At 32.3% G+C, this 21066-nt stretch carries 18 protein-coding genes; 10 read left to right on the top strand and 8 right to left on the bottom strand.

Annotation, left to right across the window (positions count from 1 at the left end; genetic code table 11):
- Nucleotides 1–6: 6 nt before the first annotated feature.
- From VOI54_RS09535 to VOI54_RS09525, 3 genes are all read left to right on the top strand, one after another.
- Nucleotides 7–402 (top strand): DUF2721 domain-containing protein, encoded by a 396-nt coding sequence (locus VOI54_RS09535; protein WP_326282567.1) that lies wholly within the window; start codon nucleotides 7–9, stop codon nucleotides 400–402.
- Nucleotides 403–1021: 619 nt separating this feature from the next.
- On the top strand, nucleotides 1022–2605 hold the full coding sequence (locus VOI54_RS09530) for a DUF1800 domain-containing protein (RefSeq protein WP_326282566.1): 1584 nt from the start codon (nucleotides 1022–1024) through the stop codon (nucleotides 2603–2605).
- 2 nt (nucleotides 2606–2607) lie between these two features.
- Nucleotides 2608–4179 carry a DUF1501 domain-containing protein gene (locus VOI54_RS09525; protein ID WP_326282565.1) on the top strand — a complete coding sequence of 524 codons (1572 nt, stop codon included), beginning with the start codon at nucleotides 2608–2610 and terminating at the stop codon, nucleotides 4177–4179.
- A 124-nt stretch (nucleotides 4180–4303) separates the two neighbouring features.
- Here the strand turns inward: VOI54_RS09525 and VOI54_RS09520 are convergent, their stop codons facing one another.
- Nucleotides 4304–5539: an ABC transporter permease gene (locus tag VOI54_RS09520; protein WP_326282564.1), complete on the bottom strand. Its 1236-nt coding sequence runs from the start codon at nucleotides 5537–5539 to the stop codon at nucleotides 4304–4306.
- Nucleotides 5540–5547: 8 nt separating this feature from the next.
- On the opposite strand from VOI54_RS09520, the gene VOI54_RS09515 reads away from it, so the two are divergent.
- The gene (locus tag VOI54_RS09515; protein ID WP_326282563.1) at nucleotides 5548–6813 is read left to right on the top strand and encodes an exo-beta-N-acetylmuramidase NamZ family protein; all 1266 of its coding nucleotides are present in this window, start codon (nucleotides 5548–5550) and stop codon (nucleotides 6811–6813) included.
- Here the strand turns inward: VOI54_RS09515 and VOI54_RS09510 are convergent.
- The 3 genes from VOI54_RS09510 to VOI54_RS09500 form a co-directional block, all read right to left on the bottom strand.
- Nucleotides 6810–7634: a glycerophosphodiester phosphodiesterase family protein gene (locus VOI54_RS09510; protein ID WP_326282562.1), complete on the bottom strand. Its 825-nt coding sequence runs from the start codon at nucleotides 7632–7634 to the stop codon at nucleotides 6810–6812. The two genes, VOI54_RS09515 and VOI54_RS09510, sit on opposite strands and share 4 nt — an antisense overlap.
- Before the next feature lie 30 nt (nucleotides 7635–7664).
- Nucleotides 7665–8504, bottom strand: a complete 840-nt coding sequence (locus VOI54_RS09505) for a sterol desaturase family protein (RefSeq protein WP_326282561.1) — start codon at nucleotides 8502–8504, stop codon at nucleotides 7665–7667.
- Nucleotides 8505–8623: 119 nt separating this feature from the next.
- Nucleotides 8624–9115: a YkgJ family cysteine cluster protein gene (locus tag VOI54_RS09500; RefSeq protein WP_326282560.1), complete on the bottom strand. Its 492-nt coding sequence runs from the start codon at nucleotides 9113–9115 to the stop codon at nucleotides 8624–8626.
- A 122-nt stretch (nucleotides 9116–9237) separates the two neighbouring features.
- Between VOI54_RS09500 and VOI54_RS09495 the strand changes: the two genes are divergently transcribed.
- On the top strand, nucleotides 9238–9933 hold the full coding sequence (locus VOI54_RS09495; protein ID WP_326282559.1) for a class I SAM-dependent methyltransferase: 696 nt from the start codon (nucleotides 9238–9240) through the stop codon (nucleotides 9931–9933).
- Between the two features lie 66 nt (nucleotides 9934–9999).
- Here VOI54_RS09495 and VOI54_RS09490 read toward each other — a convergent pair whose 3' ends face one another.
- Entirely contained in the window at nucleotides 10000–11739 is a 1740-nt protein-coding gene (locus VOI54_RS09490; protein ID WP_326282558.1) for a TonB-dependent receptor, read from the bottom strand.
- 34 nt (nucleotides 11740–11773) lie between these two features.
- Nucleotides 11774–14794 carry a tetratricopeptide repeat protein gene (locus tag VOI54_RS09485; RefSeq protein ID WP_326282557.1) on the bottom strand — a complete coding sequence of 1007 codons (3021 nt, stop codon included), beginning with the start codon at nucleotides 14792–14794 and terminating at the stop codon, nucleotides 11774–11776.
- A 193-nt stretch (nucleotides 14795–14987) separates the two neighbouring features.
- Here VOI54_RS09485 and VOI54_RS09480 point away from each other — a divergent pair, with 193 nt between their 5' ends.
- From VOI54_RS09480 to VOI54_RS09465, 4 genes are all read left to right on the top strand, one after another.
- Nucleotides 14988–15671 carry a cell division ATP-binding protein FtsE gene (locus VOI54_RS09480; RefSeq protein WP_326282556.1) on the top strand — a complete coding sequence of 228 codons (684 nt, stop codon included), beginning with the start codon at nucleotides 14988–14990 and terminating at the stop codon, nucleotides 15669–15671.
- A 295-nt stretch (nucleotides 15672–15966) separates the two neighbouring features.
- Nucleotides 15967–16410, top strand: a complete 444-nt coding sequence (locus tag VOI54_RS09475; protein WP_326282555.1) for a methyltransferase domain-containing protein — start codon at nucleotides 15967–15969, stop codon at nucleotides 16408–16410.
- On the top strand, nucleotides 16410–17270 hold the full coding sequence (locus tag VOI54_RS09470; protein WP_326282554.1) for a glycosyltransferase family 2 protein: 861 nt from the start codon (nucleotides 16410–16412) through the stop codon (nucleotides 17268–17270). The genes VOI54_RS09475 and VOI54_RS09470 overlap by 1 nt, the downstream gene beginning before the upstream one ends.
- The gene (locus VOI54_RS09465) at nucleotides 17267–18205 is read left to right on the top strand and encodes a glycosyltransferase family 2 protein (protein ID WP_326282553.1); all 939 of its coding nucleotides are present in this window, start codon (nucleotides 17267–17269) and stop codon (nucleotides 18203–18205) included. The genes VOI54_RS09470 and VOI54_RS09465 overlap by 4 nt, the downstream gene beginning before the upstream one ends.
- 8 nt (nucleotides 18206–18213) lie before the next feature.
- Here the strand turns inward: VOI54_RS09465 and VOI54_RS09460 are convergent, their stop codons facing one another.
- On the bottom strand, nucleotides 18214–19284 hold the full coding sequence (locus VOI54_RS09460) for a glycosyltransferase (RefSeq protein WP_326282552.1): 1071 nt from the start codon (nucleotides 19282–19284) through the stop codon (nucleotides 18214–18216).
- 63 nt (nucleotides 19285–19347) lie between these two features.
- The gene (locus tag VOI54_RS09455; protein WP_326282550.1) at nucleotides 19348–19761 is read right to left on the bottom strand and encodes a sugar 3,4-ketoisomerase; all 414 of its coding nucleotides are present in this window, start codon (nucleotides 19759–19761) and stop codon (nucleotides 19348–19350) included.
- A gap of 150 nt (nucleotides 19762–19911) precedes the next feature.
- Here VOI54_RS09455 and VOI54_RS09450 point away from each other — a divergent pair, with 150 nt between their 5' ends.
- Nucleotides 19912–21066 (top strand): glycosyltransferase, encoded by a 1155-nt coding sequence (locus VOI54_RS09450; RefSeq protein ID WP_326282548.1) that lies wholly within the window; start codon nucleotides 19912–19914, stop codon nucleotides 21064–21066.

Below are 21066 nucleotides of genomic sequence, written 5' to 3'. Positions count from 1 at the left end.
GACTATATGGAAGAACTCACACTTACAACGCCGGCGCTTTTATTTTCTGCCATCTCGTTAATCATGTTGGCATATACCAATAGATTTTTAGCCTATGCTGCCGTAATTAGAAATTTGCATGACAAATATCTTCAGAAAAAGGATGAGCGATTAATTAAACAAATAAAGAATATTAAACAAAGACTTTATCTCACCCGCTCTATGCAAATTGTCGGTATTAGTAGTTTACTACTTTGTGTACTAACCATGTTTTTGATATACATAGAACAACATGTTATAGCCATTTGGGTATTTGGTATTGCTTTAGTTTTACTAATTGTATCTCTGGCGCTTTTAATCAAGGAAATACAAATCTCTGTAAAAGCTCTTGAACATCATATTAGCGATATTGAAAATGGTTAGATTTGTTTTTATTTTATTTTATTTTAAAATCGTGTGCTCGAGAAGTTTCGGTTCCACTCTGATAATCTTCTCCTTATCTTCGACAAAAGTTTCATAAGCTTCAATAATCTCCTGAAATACCCCCCTTACTCTATCATTGTTTTTCAGAGTTGCAGTTGCCTCAAAGATATTCCCTTTCTCTCACTTAAGTATTAAGGAAATTCCTAAATACCATTTTTGCAATTCTAACTTGGTATCGTGAAAAATTGTACCAAACTATTACTAAATAAGAGGTATTGCAAATATTGCCATAGTAGTGTGGTTTTTCTTTTAATAGCGTATATTTTTTGATTTACAATTTAAGGACAAGTTGGTTTACTGTTCCTTCTTAGTCATTCTAAAAATTCAATGCATTTTTCTATATGTCGGAAATTCTTTGTAAATTTGAACAAGATACATAACCCTATATATTTATATGTGATTTTAAACGCATATAAATATATGGGGTTATTTTTTTTAAAATATTTCAACCTTTAAATCTACCTATATGACAAAAACCTACCTCTACAACTACAAAATATTTTGTAGTTGCTTTTTACTAAGTCTAATAACTACAATAACATGGAGTCAAACCCCTCCGATGAGTTATAGTTTAAATCCATACTCTGGTTCCTGGACTTCGGCCGAAGCAGGGCATTTATTAAGGCGGGCACTGTATGGTCCAACATATGCTCAACTTCAGGATGCCGTGACAAACGGAATAGATGCCACTGTTGACGATCTATTGGTTTTAACTCTAGCACCAAACCCTCCATTAAGCTATCATCCAAAGGAAAATGTTGCCGCTTTTGGAACATCTTGGGTGACTTCTGTATACTCTACGCCTCTAGGTAAAATAGATGCTGCCAGAGAAAGATCTTTAGATGCCTGGTTGATCCAAAATAATTTTGAATTGAATTCTACCATAACTCAAAAAATGATCATGTTTTGGCACAATCATTTTGCGGTAGAAGACACCAAAGACTCCAGGGCAAATTACAATTATTATGAATTACTGAGAACACACGCCCTTGGAAATTTCAAGACATTAGTTAAAGAGATGACCATTGATCCTGCAATGCTTGTATTCTTAAACGGGAAAGACAACGTTGCATCTGATCCCAATGAAAACTACGCAAGAGAATTACTGGAATTGTATTCTATTGGTAAAGGCCACGAAATAGGTAACGACGACTTTAGTACATATACAGAAGTTGATGTGACTGAAGGTGCAAGGATTTTAACAGGATATTCTATAGAAGGGTGGAGAAGCACTGTCATCACATCTCCATATGCAATCTTTACTGAGGCAGATCATGATATGGGCTCAAAGACATTATCCTATCATTTTAACGCTGCAACAATTTCTCCCAATGGACAGACAGAATATGAAGATTATATTGATGTTATTTTTGCTCAACCTGATTTTGCCAATTTTATCTGCGAAAGTATTTATCACTTCTTTGTAAATAATGATATCACAAATGGTGTAAAAACACAGGTTATTCCTGAAATGGCAAAAACACTTACAAACAACAATTTTGAGATTCTTCCGGTGATGAAACAACTTTTGAAAAGTGAACACTTTTATGATGCTGCCTTACGTGGTTGTTTGATCAAAAGTCCTATGGATTACGTTATTGGAATCTATAACTCTACAGATTCAAAAGCTAATTTTGATGTTGAGTCTGATTACCGGTTGTATTATAATGTCTACAAGGAACTCCGCGATATTCTAGGGATGAACCTTTCCGGACCACCAAGTGTTGCTGGATGGCCTGCTTACTATGAAGCACCTAACTTCTCACGTCTTTGGGTAGGAGCTGTTCACCTTAAGGGAAGATCTCAATTTATTGACACTCGAATAGCCAGCGGTAGTTTTTCTGCTTCTACAGGGAAATCACTGGTCGTTGATTTTGTTGGCCTTTTAAACAGTTTGCCCAATCCATCAAACGCAAACTCTGTGATTGACGCTCTGGAAGAATTGTACATGCCAACTCCATTAAACAATACCGATAAACTAGCGCTTAAAAATATTTTAACAGACGATTTACCCAACTTTGAGTGGACAGATTTATACAATAATTATCTGCTAGATCCCACAGCAAATTATACGCAAGTTAGAAATCAGATGCGTGCAACACTAGGAGCGCTATATAAATTATACATGTTTCATACTTTTTAATTATGGATAGAAGAAAATTTTTACTAAAAGGAAGCTTGTCTCTTTGTGCAATGGGCTTGAGTGCTAATGCATTCTCGCATTTACTAAAAGCACCTAGCTTCATGAAAACAAAAACGGCAGCTGAAGATCGCATTCTGATTTTATTACGAATGGGAGGAGGAAATGATAGTTTAAACACTGTTATTCCTTTGGATCAATATGCCAATTTAACGATACAAAGACCAAATCTCATTATTCCAGAATCAAACCTGATCTCTTTATCAGGAACAAATCTGGCACTACATCCTAAAATGTCAGGAATGGCAAATATGTTTGAAGATGGAGATTTATCAATCATTCAAGGAGTCGCTGCTCCAACAGGTAGATCTCACTTTAGAGCAACAAAGGTTTGGCACACTGGAATTATTGATGTGAATCACCCTCAGAAGGATGCAGGCTGGTTGGGGCGCGCTTTAGATACGCAGTATCCAAACTTTCCGGAAAACTACCCAAACAGTAATTACGAAGATCCTTTCGCAATTGCCATTCAAAATCGCCCAACGCCAACGTGTGAAGGACATGAAGGAAACTTTTCTTTTCCAATTGTCAAGCCAAATAATGTAACAAATATTATAGGAGGAACATCTCAAGGTGTACCACTTTCATACAATGCAGATCATCTTAAATTTTTAGGTATTGTTGGCGCTCATTCTAATGGCTACCTTAAACGAATTCAAAATGCTACAAACTCCGGAAATTCTATTTCTCAAAATTACGGTACAGATCAGCTCTCCACAGCCTTCAAAAATGTAGCAAGAATGATTTCAGGAGGATTGAAAACCAAAATTTACTATATTAATAGCGGTGGATTTGACACTCATGGAGGTCAGGTAAGTGCAAGTGACCCTACTGAAGGCAGACACGGACCATTACTGGATAAAATGTCCAAAGCTATTAAAGGTTTTCAAGAAGATATGAATGCAATGGGATTGAACAAAAGAGTAATAGGGATGACCTATTCAGAATTTGGACGACAAATTGCTCAAAATGGTTCGCTCGGTACAGACCACGGAGAGGCTTCATCTATGTTCATGTTTGGTTCTTGCCTTTCAAAACAAGTAGTAGGAAACAATCCGGTGATTTCTAATACTGTTAAAAATGGAAAAGCACTTCCTAAGGAAATTGATTATCGAGATATTTACGCATCTGTACTACGCGATTGGTTTGGTATTGATGAAACAGACATTGAACAAAGTTTTGAAGATTATGGTGGAGTTACTTATTACGATATCATTTCACCTTGTGCTACTTTCAGCTCAAGCACCCCAACAGGTAAGGACGATGAAAAAATACAATTATATCCAAACCCGTCAACGGAAAAAATAAACGTTACAATAAATGTGATAGAACCTGGAAATCTGAAGTTCACTATTGTTACAATTTCCGGTCAGCGTGTGACAACATATGATAAACACGTGCATTTAACCGGGAATCATGAATTCACAATTCCTACTTCTAAACTGGCACTAGGTTCATACATATTAATTGTACAAGCTCCTAAACAAACAGAACGCATAAAGTTTATTGTTAGATAAATACGAAGATTGATTTCTTCATCATACATTTTTTAAACGCTATTGGGGTTTTGTCTGATAGCGTTTTTTCTTTAATTTAAAGAAAGGATAACCAAAGATGAAGTATTTCATTTCATTTAATTAATTAATCAAACCTTATGGCCTTAACAGGAGATATCTTAGTAATGATATATGAGGGAACCAATAACATGAGTAAGCACAAAATCAGTGTTCCTATGTTTAATGCAAAAATATATCCAAAGCTAATATAAACAGGAGCCTCAGTCACATAATAAACTGTTGGGTCCAGAGGAAATAATTTGAAATACTTTTGAGCAAACAACAATCCTAATCCTAAAATATTACCCCATAACAATCCTAATAAAATCAAATAAGATGCATTGTACAAAAACAGTTTTCTTATGCTCCAATTATTACTACCTAAGGCTTTAAGAATACCTATCATTTGAGTACGCTCAAGTATTAAAACCAATAATGCGGTTATCATGTTAATACCTGCAATTAATATCATGATACCAATAATACCATATATGTTTTTATCAAAAATATTAATCCATTCAAAAATTGAATAATATTTGTCTATAATAGTCTGAGTGTTGAATGTTGATGGTGTATTCTGATAAATCTCAACTCCTTTTTTATTTAAATCACTATAATCATCTATAAAAACTTCAAAGCTTCCAATTTGATTAGACTCCCACCTGCTAATACGTTGTATGTGTCTAATATTTCCAATTAAATATTGCTTATCCAAATCCTGAAACCCTGAATTGTATATACCAACAATATGACATTTAACATAATTAGGAAGCTTTTCGGGATCATCCTTGGCAAATACCATTTGAAATGTTTCATCAATTTTAAAATTTAGCCGATTGGCCAAATATTGTGATATCAAAACTTCTTCACTCCATTTTTTTGAAAAAACCGGCAACCTTCCTTCTACTAAAAACTCTTTAAAATAATCCCATTTATAATCTTCTCCTACCCCTTTAAATATAGCGCCCTCAAAATCTGTTTCTGTTCTAATGACACCAAACTTTGTAGCTACTGCCTGAATATGGTTAACCCCTTCAACGGATTTGAACTCCGGATAAAACTCCTGATTTTTTGATATAGGAATCCCACTCTCCTGAGAGTTATTACTATCATAGTTTGATATAGTAACATGCCCATTAAAGGCTACCACTTTATCGCGAATTTTTTGTTGCAAACCAATACCGGTAGCAATAGCAATCATCATAACTACTATACCTATAGCAATTGCTGCAATACCAATTTTTATTATTGGTGCTGATATACTACTTTTATACGCTTTACTGCCTATAATACGTTTAGCTATAAAAAACTCGTAATTCAATGTATCAAATGAAGTTTAATGTTTTCAAAAATACTGTTTTATTATTTGTTTTGGTAATGATTTCTTGTGCTTCTAAAGCAAAAGACAAAACACCTTTTGCTTTTGAGGGAGATCAGCTTATTAAACAAGCCCATGATAGTAAACAAATAATTGTTGGAGCTAATCAAACTGAAAGCTATTTACCTTTATTAAAAGGAAAACGAATTGGCATTGTTGCTAATCAGACCAGTGTTATTTTCAAAAAGAGCGTTTCAGCACAAAATGCTTCTACAAATAATCATTTTGTTCATTTAGTTGATTCTCTTTTGGCATTACATATAAATGTTAAAAAGGTTTTTGCCCCGGAACATGGATTTAGAGGTAATGCTGATGCCGGTGAGGCAGTTAAAGATGGGATTGATACTAAAACCAACCTGCCTATTGTTTCCCTTTATGGAAAAAACAAAAAACCTTCTGCTGAGCAATTAAAGGAATTGGATATTATTATTTTTGATATTCAGGATGTAGGTGCCCGATTTTACACTTATATCTCCTCTTTGCATTATGTTATGGAAGCTTGCGCCGAAGCTGGAATTCAATTGATACTTTTTGACAGGCCTAACCCTAACGGACATTACATTGATGGCCCTGTTTTAGAGCAAACCCATAAAAGTTTTGTTGGGATGCACCCTATTCCCGTGGTTCATGGTATGACTATTGGGGAATATGCAAAAATGATTAATGGGGAAAAGTGGTTAGCCAATGGTGTACAATGTGATTTAATGGTTATTTCTATAAAAAACTATAAGCATAATTTAAGCTACAACCTACCAATTAAACCTAGTCCAAATTTACCTAATGATAAAGCTATTAATCTTTATCCCAGTTTGTGTTTTTTTGAAGGAACAAATGTAAGTGCAGGTAGAGGAACTGAAACTCAGTTTCAAATTTATGGAAGTCCGTTTTTAAAGAAAGATGTATTCCATTTTGAATTTACCCCGCAACCTAATCATGGAGCCAAACATCCAAAATATAAAAGCATGTTATGCTATGGTGAAAACTTAATGCATGACAAACCTCTGAACCGTTTGAATCTTAGCTGGTTAATAAAAGCTTATAACAACACTAAAAACAAAGATGAATTCTTCAACTCCTTCTTTACCAAATTAGCAGGAACCAAAAAGTTACAACAGCAAATTGAAGCCGGGTTAAGTGAAGAAGAGATTAAAGCCTCATGGCAAGACAATTTAAATTCGTTTAGGGAAATCAGAAAGACATATTTAATGTACAATTAATTTAAAAGTTCAATCAGCCTATCCGGATAATCCGTAATTATACCATCAACCTTAAACGTAATCATTTGTTTTAAGTTATCATATTCGTTAATAGTCCATGGAATAACTTTAAAGTTTTTGGCGTGTAAATCCCTAACGGTTTTAGCATCCAATAATTTATAATATGGGCTTATAATCTCAGGGGAATAACTCATTTGTGCTGCTTTTTCCCAAATAACCTCATCGTCATCAACAAGTAAAGCCACTATCATTTTTGGGGATTGCTTTTTTATTTCCTCTAAAATACGCAAATCAAAGCTTTGCAAATTGGTTTCATTAAATGCATCATTATCATTTACAACATCTAAAACCAATTTTACAAACTCTGATGGAACAGGAGTGTAAATACGATCGTATTCCGGTCGTGCTTTCAATTCAATATTAAATTTTATGCTTGGATTGTTGGCTTTTGAAATTTTTATAACCTCATCTAACGATGGCTTATAGGTTTTTAGCTTTTGTTGTTGGGGAAACCTTGGATGGAACTTTGAACCGCAATCAAATTGTTTGATACTATCAAGGGGCATTTGATACAGATTATATTTTTTATCATATGCTTCTGAAATTTCGTTGCCTTCAGCATCTAAGCAATAGGTTCTGCTTATAAAGGGTTCATGAGAAACCACCACAATTTTATCTTTAGAAACAGCTACATCAAGCTCTAAAGTATGAACGCCCAGATCAATGGCTTTTTTAAATGCTTCAATCGTATTTTCAGGCAATAACCCACGACACCCTCGATGCCCTTGAATATCAATAATCTTTGTAGTACTGCAATTCATAAAAAAAGAAATAATACGACAATGTATTGGTTAGTTCTCATCAGGAATATGAGTTGGTCTTTGGTATTTTTGAAAAGGCTGTTTTAACAACTCTATAATATTTCCGTTTTTTTGTTCATCCGGAAAGACATCAACACCATAAACAATTTTATCCGCATCTAATTTCATGTAAGTTCCTAAAAGCCGGTCCCAAACTGAAAAAATATTTCCATAATTAGAATCGGTATAAGGTAGCCTGTAATGATGATGAACTTTATGCATATCTGGAGAAACAATAATATAACTTAACAGGTTATCCAGTTTTTTAGGTAACTTAATATTAGCATGACTAAACTGAGTTCCAATAACAGATAAAGTCTGGTATAGAAATACCAAAGCAATAGGAGTACCTACAATGAGTACACCCATTAACGTAAAAGAAAAACGTATTAAACTCTCTATAGGATGATGCCTATTAGCTGTAGTGGTATCCACACTATGATCGGTGTGGTGTACTAAATGTATCATCCAAAGTGGCTTTACTTTGTGTTCAATTAAATGTGGTAAATAAGCTCCGAAAAAATCCATAAAAAAAACACCCAGAAAGGCATACAACCATATTGGCATCTCCGGAAGCCAATTAATTAAGCCAAAGTTGTTGGCTTCAACCCAATCTGAGGACTTTAATAACAAAAATGCCAAAGGAAAATTCACTAACATAAGTGTCAGATTGAAAAACAAATTTGGTATGGCGTGCTTCCATTTATTGTATTTAAATCTAAATAGAGGTATCACGCCCTCAATAATCCAAAATATGGTTATCCCTCCAATTATAAGAATTGCCCGATGGGGAGGTGGAATATTTTCAAAATAGTTTAACAGTGTTTCCAAACGAAAAAATTGACTCTCTATGTGAGATTTAATATTTTGAGGCCAGATTAGAAACTAAAATTTGTTTTCTAGAAATATCTCACCCCATTTAATAATGATTGTTTATTTTCTAAATATAATTATTTTATACGTTGTTTCATAGCTTCAACAATGTTAAATGCGGCCGGACAAATAGCCACATTTTTTAGTGTTAGACTAGATATTTGCTGAAATTTTTTTCTGTCTGTATGCGGAAACTCCCTGCAAGCTTTAGGCCTTACATCATAAATTGAACAATAATTATCTTCGTCTAAAAACACACAGGGCACATATTGCAGGACATGATCTCCTTCTTCATCTACTCTTAAGTATTGTTCAATAAACTGCTGTGGTTTTATTCTAAAAAACTTAGCTATTCTTTCTATATCTTTAGCTGTAAATAAAGGGCCCGTGGTTTTACAACAGTTAGCACACTCTAAACAATTGGTGTTTTCAAATTCATTATCATGCAACTCCTGCATGATGTAATCTAAATTCTTAGGTGGTTTCTTTTTAAGCTTTGCAAAGAATTTTTTGTTTTCGTTATGCTTATCTTTGGCAAGCTTTGGAAGGTTTTTAATAATATCTTGCATGGTGTAAAAATAATACTTTTCGTCATTACGAAGGAAGCATGACTGAAGTAATCTTTAACATTGAAACTCCAATTTAGCAGATTGCCACGACTTTTTAAAAGTCTCGCAATGACGTAAACATTATGAAAGATCTTTTCGGAAAAGCTTTATTAGATTATCACAACGGAAATTATTCTGAAGATATTATGACTTCAACCAGTATTTCTGATGAAGATATTTTACCTCTTCCATATTTATTCAGAAACTATTCTGAAATGCCGAAGCTTGAACAAAAAGCTTTACAATTAGCTCATGGAAAAACTTTGGATGTTGGTTGTGGTGCAGGAAGTCATAGTTTGTACTTACAAAATAAAGGCATAAAAATAAAGGCCATTGATGTTTCAAAAGGCGCTATTGCAGTTGCCAAACAACGTGGTATTATAAATGCAAAAGTTTTAGATCTATTAGATGAAACTGAAACATTTGATACCATCTTATTGTTGATGAATGGTACCGGTATTTTCCAGGAACTTAACCAGGTTTCAAAATACTTGTCTCATTTAAAAAGTTTGTTAAATGTAAACGGACAGATTTTAATAGATTCCTCTGACATAACATACATGTATCAGGATGAAGATGGAGGTTACTGGATGAATATGAATGCTAGCTACTATGGTGAGCTTGATTATTACCTCTCTTATAAAGATGAAAAAGAAGTGCCTTTGAAATGGCTTTATTTAGACTTTAATACGTTAAAATCAGCTTGTGAAGCAATAGGCCTACACTGCGAATTGCTCTTTGAAGGTGATCACTATGATTATTTGGCCAGATTGAGTTAACTTATCATTTTATATTTGATTTTGAATCTGTTTAATTACATGCTCTATAGTCTCCTTTGCAGAAGTTTAGAAATCAAACTTGTAAGTTGCTCCTGCTAAAAACTGAATGCTCTGTACCGGGAAATTTAGCCACTTTTGATAAGCTTTATTTGCTATGTTATTGGCTTTGGCAAACACCGAGAATTGATCATTTATATGATATCCAACATGGGCATTGGCATCAAAATAACTATCCAGAACAATGGTTTTATTTAAATTCTCCGGTATTAATGCTCCTTCCAATACAATTTCATCTTTTCGTTCTCCTACATAAAATAAATTGGCTCCTGTAAACCAATGTTGATCAATTTGATAATCTATAAATAATGAGCCTTTAATATCCGGTAGGTTCCAGGCCTCTGCCTGTTCGTCTGTGTTATATGCAAAATACTCTGCCTTTAATCCTAATTTAAAATTCCTGTTTACATCTACATTTATTTCTCCGGCAAAGCCAAAGGTATCTACATCGTCATAAACAATTCCAAAAGAATTTCCATATTCATAACTCTTTTCGGCCGATACATTTCTTACTTCATTAGATTTATAAAGTGCTTTGCTATTGTCTGCTTTATAATGTCCATTAACATTATAACTCATATTACTTGATATTTTTCCTTTTAACCCCACATAAGCATTATAAACCTGATCTGTTGGCATAATGTTTAACGTTGGAGAGACAAAAGGGTTTTCGTTAGCAAATTCATGATATGTATTTTGGATTAAATCTCCCTGAATACCACCGTATGCAATTAACACATCATTTACCAGCCTGTAAGATGCAGTTATATTTGGAAAAAGATAAAATTCATTATCACCGGATGCCCTGTCATTTAAATAAAACAGGGATACGCCTAAATTCACAGTTAAATCATCCTGCTTTAATTGAAAAGTTGGAGAAACACCTACTTGTATATTTCCGTAATTCAGCTCCTCAGTTGTATAATACCCCTGATCAAAGCTTCCTCCCAAATAGTCAAATTTAAAATCTGTGGAAATTTCAATATCATTAATTGGAATATCTACTTTTCCATTCACCACAAATCTATTTTCCCCAGAACCCTTATTATCTGTAAAACGTCTAAATAAAAAGCTTCCTGAGTTTATATATGTATCTTCAAAAGTAATATCGCCGCCAAAATGAATATCAAAAAATGAATGCCCTACATCTAAACTATTAATCAAAGTTTCATTAGCCAAAAAAGCCTCGTTCAATCCATACCAATTATAGTACTGGTGTTGAAACCCTGCATCTACATTCCACGACAGGTCTCTTAAACGTGATGCATAGTTTACCTTAATTTTTGAATTAGAAAACCCATCATCAATAGCAATACCTTCAATTCCTCCTCCCGAAGAATGATGACTCACGTATCCACCAACACTTTCATTTCTACTAATAGCTTCATTTAAATACACTTCGCCTAAAATAGTTGTATAGGTTCCTACTCCTAAAGTCGCATAATTATCAAATAATTTTATCGGTGCTCGTTTTTCTACTCCGGCAGCTTTACCCTTTGCCGGGGTAAACGTAGAGGCTACAGGAAATGAAAAAATGTTATATTTAATGTCCTTTTTACTCTCGTTGGTTTTATCTTCTAAAGCAGGTACTTCCTTTACTTTGAAGGCGTCTGATATTGTAGGCACATAGGGTTTAACTACATCTATAACTCCAGTATTTAAAGTATCGCTTTTCTTGACTTGAGAAAACCCTAATGTTATACCCATTAAAAAAATGAGGGTAAATGTACTTTTTGTGTGCTTTCGCATATGTTTTGATTTACTTTTTTGTGATTGATGATTATTAATCTTCCGGTTGGATAGATGAATTAGTTTTTGCCTCTTCTTGCTTAATTTTTGTCAACTCTTTCCTCGCTTCTGAAACCACATCTTCAAATTCTGAAAAATTATTGACTACACTTTCTAAAATATATGTGGCTTGAAAAGCGTCCTTTAAAGCATAAAAGTTCTTAGCCATAAGTACTAAGCCCTTTGCACTATAATATTTAAATCCGGAAAAATCTTTTGCCAATTTTTGGATTTCTTTATTTGAAGCTTCGTACGCTCCTGCTTTATTTTTGAAATACGCATTATAATATAAAGCCTCTGCTGCAGTTTCTCCAATTGCTATTTTTTCAACTTTTGCATAAGCACTTTTAGCTTTTGTTTCGTTATTGGTTTTTATAGCTGAACGCGCTATTATAATATGTGCATCACTTTTTATTTTATTATCAATTGTTGAACTTGCCAATACCTTTTCCGCATAAGAAACAGCCTCTCCATAATTTTCTAATTGGTAATTAGCCTTCATCATATTTGATTGGGCAAAAACTATATTATGCTGGAAACTGGCTTCTTCTTCCAGCCTTACTAACAAAGGCATAGCCTGATTCCAACTTTTCTTTTCAAGATAGAATTGCGATAAACGCGTTAGGGCTTCTTCTGTAAACTGGCTTCGTGGCGCTTCTACCACATATTTATAATGGGATGAAGCATTTTCAGACAAGCCTTTTTTGTAATACAACTGCGCTACGTAAAAATGAGCATTTAAAGCATGTAAACCATTTGAAAACTGGTTTAAGTAGCCATTAAATTGTTTGATTGCCTTGTCTACATTATTATCTAAATATTGTTTTTCTGCTGCCTCATAGGTCGCATTGTCTAAATCAACATCGGTAACCTCAACATAATCTAAAGTTTTTACCCACTTTGCATACTGATCTACCTGCCCCAAATCTATATATATCAATCTGGCTGTTGAAACAGCCTGAACAGCTTCGGGGGTTCCGGGATAATCACCCGCTACTTTTTTAAATTTAGTCAATGCCTGACTGTTCTTATTACCATTATAATAAACCAAGCCTTGTCTAAGTAAAGCTTTAGGTACGAATGAGCTCATTCTATATTCGCTGTTTAGCTGATTATAAGCATTCATGGCCTTATCTGTATCATTTTCCTTGACATAGGAATTCCCCAGTTCATACATGGCATCATCTCTCAACTTGGATTTCGGGTAGTCTTTGATAAACTGTTCAAGCTCTTTTATTTTTTTTGATGATTGCCCGGCGTATCCTACACTAATGGCTTTTTGAAATGCCGGATAATCTGATTCTATTTGATTCAATTTTATTGCCTTTTCATAGGCTCCAATCGCACTTTTATATTGGCTGGAAACAAAATGAGCATCTCCTAAACGTAAATATGCATCATTCAACCTTATTTTATCATCTTTTTTGACAGTAATAAAGTCATTAAAATACTCAGTGGATTGATCATAGTTCTTCAGCTTAAAATAAGTATAGGCAATATGATAATCTACATTATCCTTTTCAGGTGTTGAAGAAGACGCAGCTTGCTGTTTAAATTGTTTGAACCCTACAAGAGCGTCATCATAGCTTGTTAAATTATAATCAGACTCGGCTTTCCAAAATGTAGCTCTGGCTGTATATTTTGAGTCTCTAGGTTCTTTTAAAGATGCATCAAAAAGCGCTTCTGCCTCTAAATAATTTCCTTCATTATATAATTCTAAGCCCCTGTAAAATGCTACTTTCTGGTAAGCTACTTTATTTTGAAAACTTTTCTTCCCTCTTAATAAACTTAAGGCCTCTTTATAATTTTTTGATGTAATGTAAGAATCTATTAATAATGTTTCAATCTCTTCTTTGTAGCTTGTTTTTGGATACTTTTCCAGATAAGCTGCTAAGACCTGAGGGGCTGATTGGTACGGGTTACCTATTTCATAACTAATCTTTGCATAATTCAAAAACGCGTCTTCCTGAATTTTTAAATCGAAATCCATTTCAGATGCATTTTTAAAAGCATTTAAAGCCTCTTGCTTTTTATCAAGATTAATATAACTCTCTCCTAAATGATAGTATGCATTTTGAGCAATACCATTGTTGCCTGCAACTATTTTATTGAATTCAGATATGGCATTTTCATAATCTTCTTGTTTGTAATGGGCATAACCCAATTGGTAAAAATCTGTGTTACTCCATTTTCCTTTTTTACCTTTATATGCTTTCAAATACGGAATGGCTTCTGCATATTTTTCTAAATTAAAATAGCTTTCTCCAATAATTTTGGAAAGCTCCGAAACTTCATTATTGTCACTAGAATCCAGTTTTTCTTTGGCCAATGCTATTGCTTTTTCAAATTTACCTAGCTTAAAATTTAAATCTGCCTGGTAATAGGATAATTTTTCCTTATATCGATCCTGATTACTTACCTGATCAAAGTACTTATTAGCTTCATTGTAATCATCTCCCTCATAAGCCATAAAACCAATATAGTATTTAGCTTGTGATCCGTACTCCTGAGAGTTTTCTACTCTTTTTAAATACTTTCTTGCGTCTCTATATTGCTTTGTTAAAAATGCAGTATAACCATTATTAAAATAAAATTTTTCTCGCTCCGATCTGCTTAAAGCGTCCTCATTAACTTTATTATACCATTTTCTAGCGTGGGCATATTTTGAGTTTTCAAAATAATAATCGGCCACATCAATATAAGCTGTATTTCGTTTTGGACTTGTGGGATAATCCCTTACAAAATCTTCAACTAACTGATCTGCATTTTGTTGATTTAACCGTACTGCACAATTAGCAATGTAAAATGTACAATCCGATACAAGAACAGACTCTTTAGTTGTTTTTTTCACTTCCCTAAATAAAGATTGGGCAGCCTGATATTGTTGATTATTATAAAGGGATAATCCTTTTTGATAATTGACTAAACTGCTGGTGTAAACGGCAGATTGTTGCGCTATAATTTGAAAACTAAAAGCTATAGTCGCTACTAATGAGGCAATATTCTTTTTAGTCATTAATGGTACGTTTAATTTTTAAATCAAAGATAATTTAATATAAACCTTATAACGTAATAATCATGCCATAATTATAAACGGAGTTATTAAATGTTAAATTCTTCAGGAAATAAACTAAAGTTTTAATCGTTAGTTATTATGATTTAACTTTTTAGTAATACATTTACAACTCTCATAAAACCTTAATTATTTTATGTCAAACCCAATTTTAAAGTTAAATAATGCATCTGTTTTTCAAGGTGAAAGCTTAGTACTTTCAGATGTTAACGTAGAAATCAACAAAGGAGATTTCGTGTATCTTATTGGAAAAACGGGTACAGGAAAAAGTAGTTTTATGAAAACGCTTTATGGCGATTTACCGCTTGTAAAAGGAGAAGGGCAAATAGTGGATTTTGATTTAAAAAACCTGAAGGAAAGAGACATTCCTTTTTTAAGAAGAAAGTTAGGTGTTGTTTTTCAAGATTTCAAACTACTTACCGATAGAACTATTAATGATAATTTACTTTTTGTATTAAAAGCTACCGGTTGGAAAGATAAAGATGAAATGAACGCCCGCGTTGAAGAAGTGTTAACTAAGGTTGATATGAAAACTAAAGGCTTTAAGTTTCCTCATGAACTTTCCGGTGGAGAACAACAACGTGTGGCTATTGCCAGAGCTTTATTAAACAATCCCGAACTTATTCTCGCTGACGAGCCTACCGGAAACCTAGATCCTCAAACTAGTGTAGAGGTTATGGAAGTCCTTCAGGATATTAATAAAAATGGCAATACTATTTTAATGGCCACTCATGATTATGCTTTACTCCTTAAATATCCCAGCAAGACATTAAAGTGTGATGATAATGCGGTTTATGAGGTGGTACAAAGAAAAGAATAGCATGTACAAAATTTTAAAAAAGGGCATCAACTTTTTTTTCCTTAAATCATTTTTGTTTAAAAACGAATTGTTCTTTAGGGCCTTTCATGGTATTTTTTTCTTAGGAAAGAAACATAAATGTAATGTTTGCAATAAGCACCTTCGATCTTTCATTCCATTGGAAAATAAAGATTTACTATGTCCTTTTTGTGGAAGTTTATCAAGAAATAGAAGATTATGGTATTTACTTAACAAAAATGGCATTTTAAAAGGTTATTTACTTCATTTCTCTCCTTCACGAAATCTTTATAGAATATTGAAAAAAACCAAAAGCATAAACTATTTTAGTACAGATTTTGAAAATAAGTTTTTAGCTGATTATAATTTTGATATTACTAATATAAATCAAGAGTCCAACACCTTTAACACTATTATATGTTATCATATTTTAGAGCATATTAATGATGATGATAAGGCAATGGATGAGCTTTACAGAGTTTTAAAAACTGGAGGTCAAATTTATATTCAAACCCCCTTTAAAGAAGGTGATATTTATGAGAATAAATCTATTGTTTCTCCTGAAGAAAAATTAAAACATTTTGGACAAGAAGACCATGTTAGGGTTTATTCAATTGAGGGATTAAAAAACAGATTACAAAATCATGGTTTTAAGGTTTTAAAGATGACTTTTAATGAACAACCAAATGATATATTTCTAGGTTTTAAATCACCTGAAACTATTTTAATTGCAACCAAATAATGCTTTCAATATTAATTCCCGTTTATAACTGTGACATTTCTAAGTTGGTTAATGAACTTTACACACAAACTGTTGAATGTAATATTAACTTTGAAATATTGGCTTATGATGATGGTTCTAGATCTTCAACTAACAGTATGAATGAAGAGGTTAATAATATAAAAAACTGCACTTTTAAAGCTTTACAAAAAAACATTGGTAGAAGTGCTGTTCGTAATTTATTAGGTTTTCATTCAAAATTTGAAAACCTTTTATTTATTGATGCAGGTACATTTCCAAGAATGAAAAGTTTTATAAAAAATTATATTGCTCAAATTGAAACCAGTCAAGTTCTGGTTGGTGGCATGACTTTTTGCGATGAACCTCCTGAAAAACCTTTTAAACTTAGGTGGATTTACACAAAAAAAAGAGAAAGCAAATCGGGATTGCACTCATGTAATTTCTATATAAAAAAGAACCTTTTTAAAGATTTTAGTTTTGACGAATCTCTAAAAAATTACGGTTATGAAGATGTTCTTTTTTTTGAAACTTTAAAGACCAATGGTATTATGGTTAAGACCTTTTACAACCCAGTAGAACACTATGCAGATGATACCGCCAATACGTTTATCAAAAAAAATGAAAATGCAATTAAAAACCTGATAAACCTTATTAATAAAGGTAAACTAAATAAAGACAAAGTTGGTATATCTAAATGCTATTTTAAACTTAGTAAATTTAAGTTATGTGGGTTTATTGTATCTATTTTTAAACTGACAAAACCAATTTTGAAATATAATTTAAACTCCAATTACCCTTTATTATTTCTATATGATTTCTATCGATTAGGGTATTTTTGTTTAATAAAGAATAAAAAATGACTCCTTTTTTTTCAGTTGTAATCCCCTTATATAATAAGGAAGCCTATATTATAGATACACTAAACAGTGTATTAAATCAAACATTTGGAGATTTTGAAATAATAATAATTGATGATGGAAGTACTGATAATAGCTTGAAAGTTGCCAATACAATTAAAGATAATAGAATATCTATTTCAAAACAGAAAAACTCTGGAGTATCTGTTGCCAGAAACAATGGGATTAAAATGGCCAAGTCTAGATATATTGCTCTACTGGATGCTGATGATTATTGGTATAAAAACCACTTATTTGAGCTTCGAAGGCTAATACTTACTTTTCCTGATGCCGGGTTATACTGTAATAACTATGAAATATTTTATAGTAAAGATTTAGTGAAGCCTGCCAATATTAATTTCCAGTATGAAGAAGAATGCGTAATCGTTAAAGATTATTTTAAAGCCAGCATTACCAATTCGGTTGCTTGGACTTCAGCTGTTGCTTTTTCAAAGGAAAAATTTAATTCAATAGGAGAGTTTAATACAAGGTTAAGGACTGCTCAAGATTTGGACTTATGGATTAGAATGGCACTAAAGTATATGATTGTGTTCAATCCAAAAATTACAATGTCTTACAAACTAAACGTTAATAATAGCTTATCTAAAAAAGAGTTTAATGATATACGTTATGAATTCATAAATAGCTATTCTAAAGAAGAAAAGGGCAACCCTTCATTAAAAAGATATTTAGATGTAAATAGATATGCTATAGCAATACGATGTTTAATGAATAATGAGCTAGCTCTCTATAGCAAGACAAAAAAAGAAATAAATTATAAAAGTTTGAACAACAAACAACGATTGCTTCTGAAATTCCCTAGATTCTTGTTACTTATGATAAGAAGAATTCAGCAATTTTTAATTAATAATGGTATTTATTTAACAGCCTATAAATAAACTATAGTTTATTTTAGTAGAGCCTTCCACTGCTCCGCTATATGATTTACAGAAAATTTATTTACACTTTTTTTCGCATTCTCCTTACAATAGTTATATAATGTTTTATCGTTAATAAAGGCATTAAACGCTGCAGCCAAAGCTTCAGGGTTATTATTTTCAACTAAAAGTCCATTCTCTTTGTGCTTAATAATTTCTTTGGGTCCAGATTTACAATTCACTGACACTACTGGTGTTCCACATGATAAAGATTCAATTAAAACTCTGGGAAAACCTTCATAGCGGCTTGTTAATACGGTAAATCGAGCTCTTTTTACGTAAGGAAACGGGTTTTTTGTGAAGGGTAAGAGACTAACGCTACTACTAAGCTTTAAATTATTTATTCTTTCATTTAAAAGACATACATCTTTCCCTTCTCCAATAATATAGAGCTTAATTCGCCTGTTTGACAAACTAGACATTTTGTAAGCATGCAAAAGCAGTGTCAAATTTTTAACGCGCTCTTCTATACGCCCATACCACAAAATAAAGTCTGTTTTTGGCTTAATTTCTTCGTTGGATTTATTAATGATGGTATCAACTGAAATAGGATTATATATATGAACCCAACTGGATAAATTATATTTTTCATAAATAGCTTTTCCAATTTCCTTACTAACAGGTACAAGTACCGATTTACTTCTGTACAGCCATTTTGCTAACCATATGTTATTTGGAAAGTAGTTGGCTAAATAATAACTACGGACAACAGAAATCTTTTTTTTTGCCTTAAAAACATAGTTGTACAAAATATACTCTTTTAAAAAACTTGGCCTCGTGCGGTTGTCTATAATAATATCAAAATCATGCTCTTTAAAATAGGCTTTAAGAATTTTAATTTTTTTTAAATTTGATAAGTTATGCCCATATTTTTTCTCCAAATTAAACAGTGTTCCAAAAAACTCATAATCTATATCATTCTTGGTCATTAGAATATGAACATCATAACAAATATTTGAAAGCATTTGTGAAAGCAATGCACTAGACCTTTCTGCTCCACCTTTCCCCAAAGATGTTGTTACTATACAAACCTTCTTCACTATAACGTCTTTTTATGGTACTATTTTGCAACTAAGAAAAATTCCTATTTTAAATATTAATTTCTATTTGGTTGTTTTAGAGTCTTTAAACTCGACAAAACTTCTAATATAATCATCCTCGTCAAAAACCTCTGAGGCCAAAACCAAACAGATAGAACCCGAGGAAAAATTTTCTAATTCACGCCAAATACCATGAGTTATTAATAACCCTTCAGAGGGATTGTTAAGTGTCACCGCTTTTTCCTTTACCCCGTCCTTAAGTATTACATCAAAACTACCACTTAACGCAATAAGAAATTGATGAAGTTTTTTATGGGCATGCCCTCCTCTTACTGATCCGCTTGGAACATCATATAAATAGTAAACACGTTTAACCTTAAAAGGAAGAATATTCTTTTCAATAACTCCTAAATTCCCACGATAATCTTGTATTTTGGGAATACTAATGATTGTGCAACTATGTATTGTTTGGTTCATTTAATCCTTCCTTTTTTATCAAAAATTTCACTTATATCATCTAAAATAAGTTAATCCTATTAAATAAATAAAATAATTATAAAATTTATCTTGAGGAGTATCCATGACGTGATTTATAAATCTTATATATTTGAAAAATACAAAACATAAATGAAAATTTTATTAATTGGTGAATATAGCAGACTTCATAATTCTTTAAAGGAAGGCTTAGTAAAAAATGATCATGAGGTTCTATTAATTGGATCTGGTGATGGGTTTAAAAATTACCCTGTTGACTTTAATATTGCTCCAAAATCCAAAGAAATTCCATTTTTATTATTTTTTATTAAAGTCTTTTATAAAATTTTCAAGTTTGATTTATCAAAAATAGAAATAGCATTTAGGCTATATAAGCTGTTACCAAAACTTAAAGACTATGATATAGTACAACTAATCAATGAAGATATTTTAAAAACTTTTTTTAAATTTCAAATATGGTTTTTTAAAAAAATCATTGAGCAAAATGGCAAGTTATTTCTTTTATCTTGTGGTACAGATTATATTAGTGTAAAATATGCATTTGAAAAAAAACCCAGATATTCTATTTTAACACCTTATTTTAATAATCCAAATCTTAAAAAGAAGTATAAATATATCCTCAAATATATTTCAAAACAGAACTATCAACTCCATAAGTTTTTGTATCAAAACATTGAAGGCGTTTTTGCTTCTGATATAGATTATCATATCCCATTGCAAGGAAAACCTAAATATTTGGGACTAGTTCCCAACCCCATAAATATTCATAAACTAAACTTTACTTCATTACAAATAGTAGACAGAATTAATATTTTTCATGGTATAAATTCCGAAAATTCGTTTAAAAAAGGATCTTCTTTTTTTGAGCAAGCCTTAATAAACATTCAATCAAAGTATCCAGAAAAAGTAAGTATTAGAATCACTAAAGATGTCCCTTACAAAGAATATATATCACTCTATGATAGCAGCCATATCATTTTGGACCAAGTCTATTCTTTTGATCAAGGCTATAATGCTCTTGAAGCCATGGCTAAAGGCAAAGTTGTATTTACGGGAGCAGAAAAAGAATGGCTAGAATTGTACAACTTAGAAGAAGATTCTATTGCTATTAATGCACTCCCGGATGTGAATCAAATTACCCATAAGTTAGAATGGTTGATTTTAAACCCTTCAAAAATTGTTGAAATTTCTAAAAGCGCCAGAGCTTTTATCGAAAGAGAACATGATTACATAAAAATTACAAATCAATACGTCAAGGAATGGACTAGAAAAAGGAACCTCGGTTAA

Origin of the sequence: Alterotamlana spongicola, assembly GCF_035818475.1 — a bacterium.
In the GTDB taxonomy this organism is placed as follows: Bacteria; Bacteroidota; Bacteroidia; order Flavobacteriales; family Flavobacteriaceae; genus Cognatitamlana.
The sequence above is the reverse complement of the archived record's forward strand: the minus strand, read 5'-3'. Positions and strand labels throughout refer to the sequence as shown.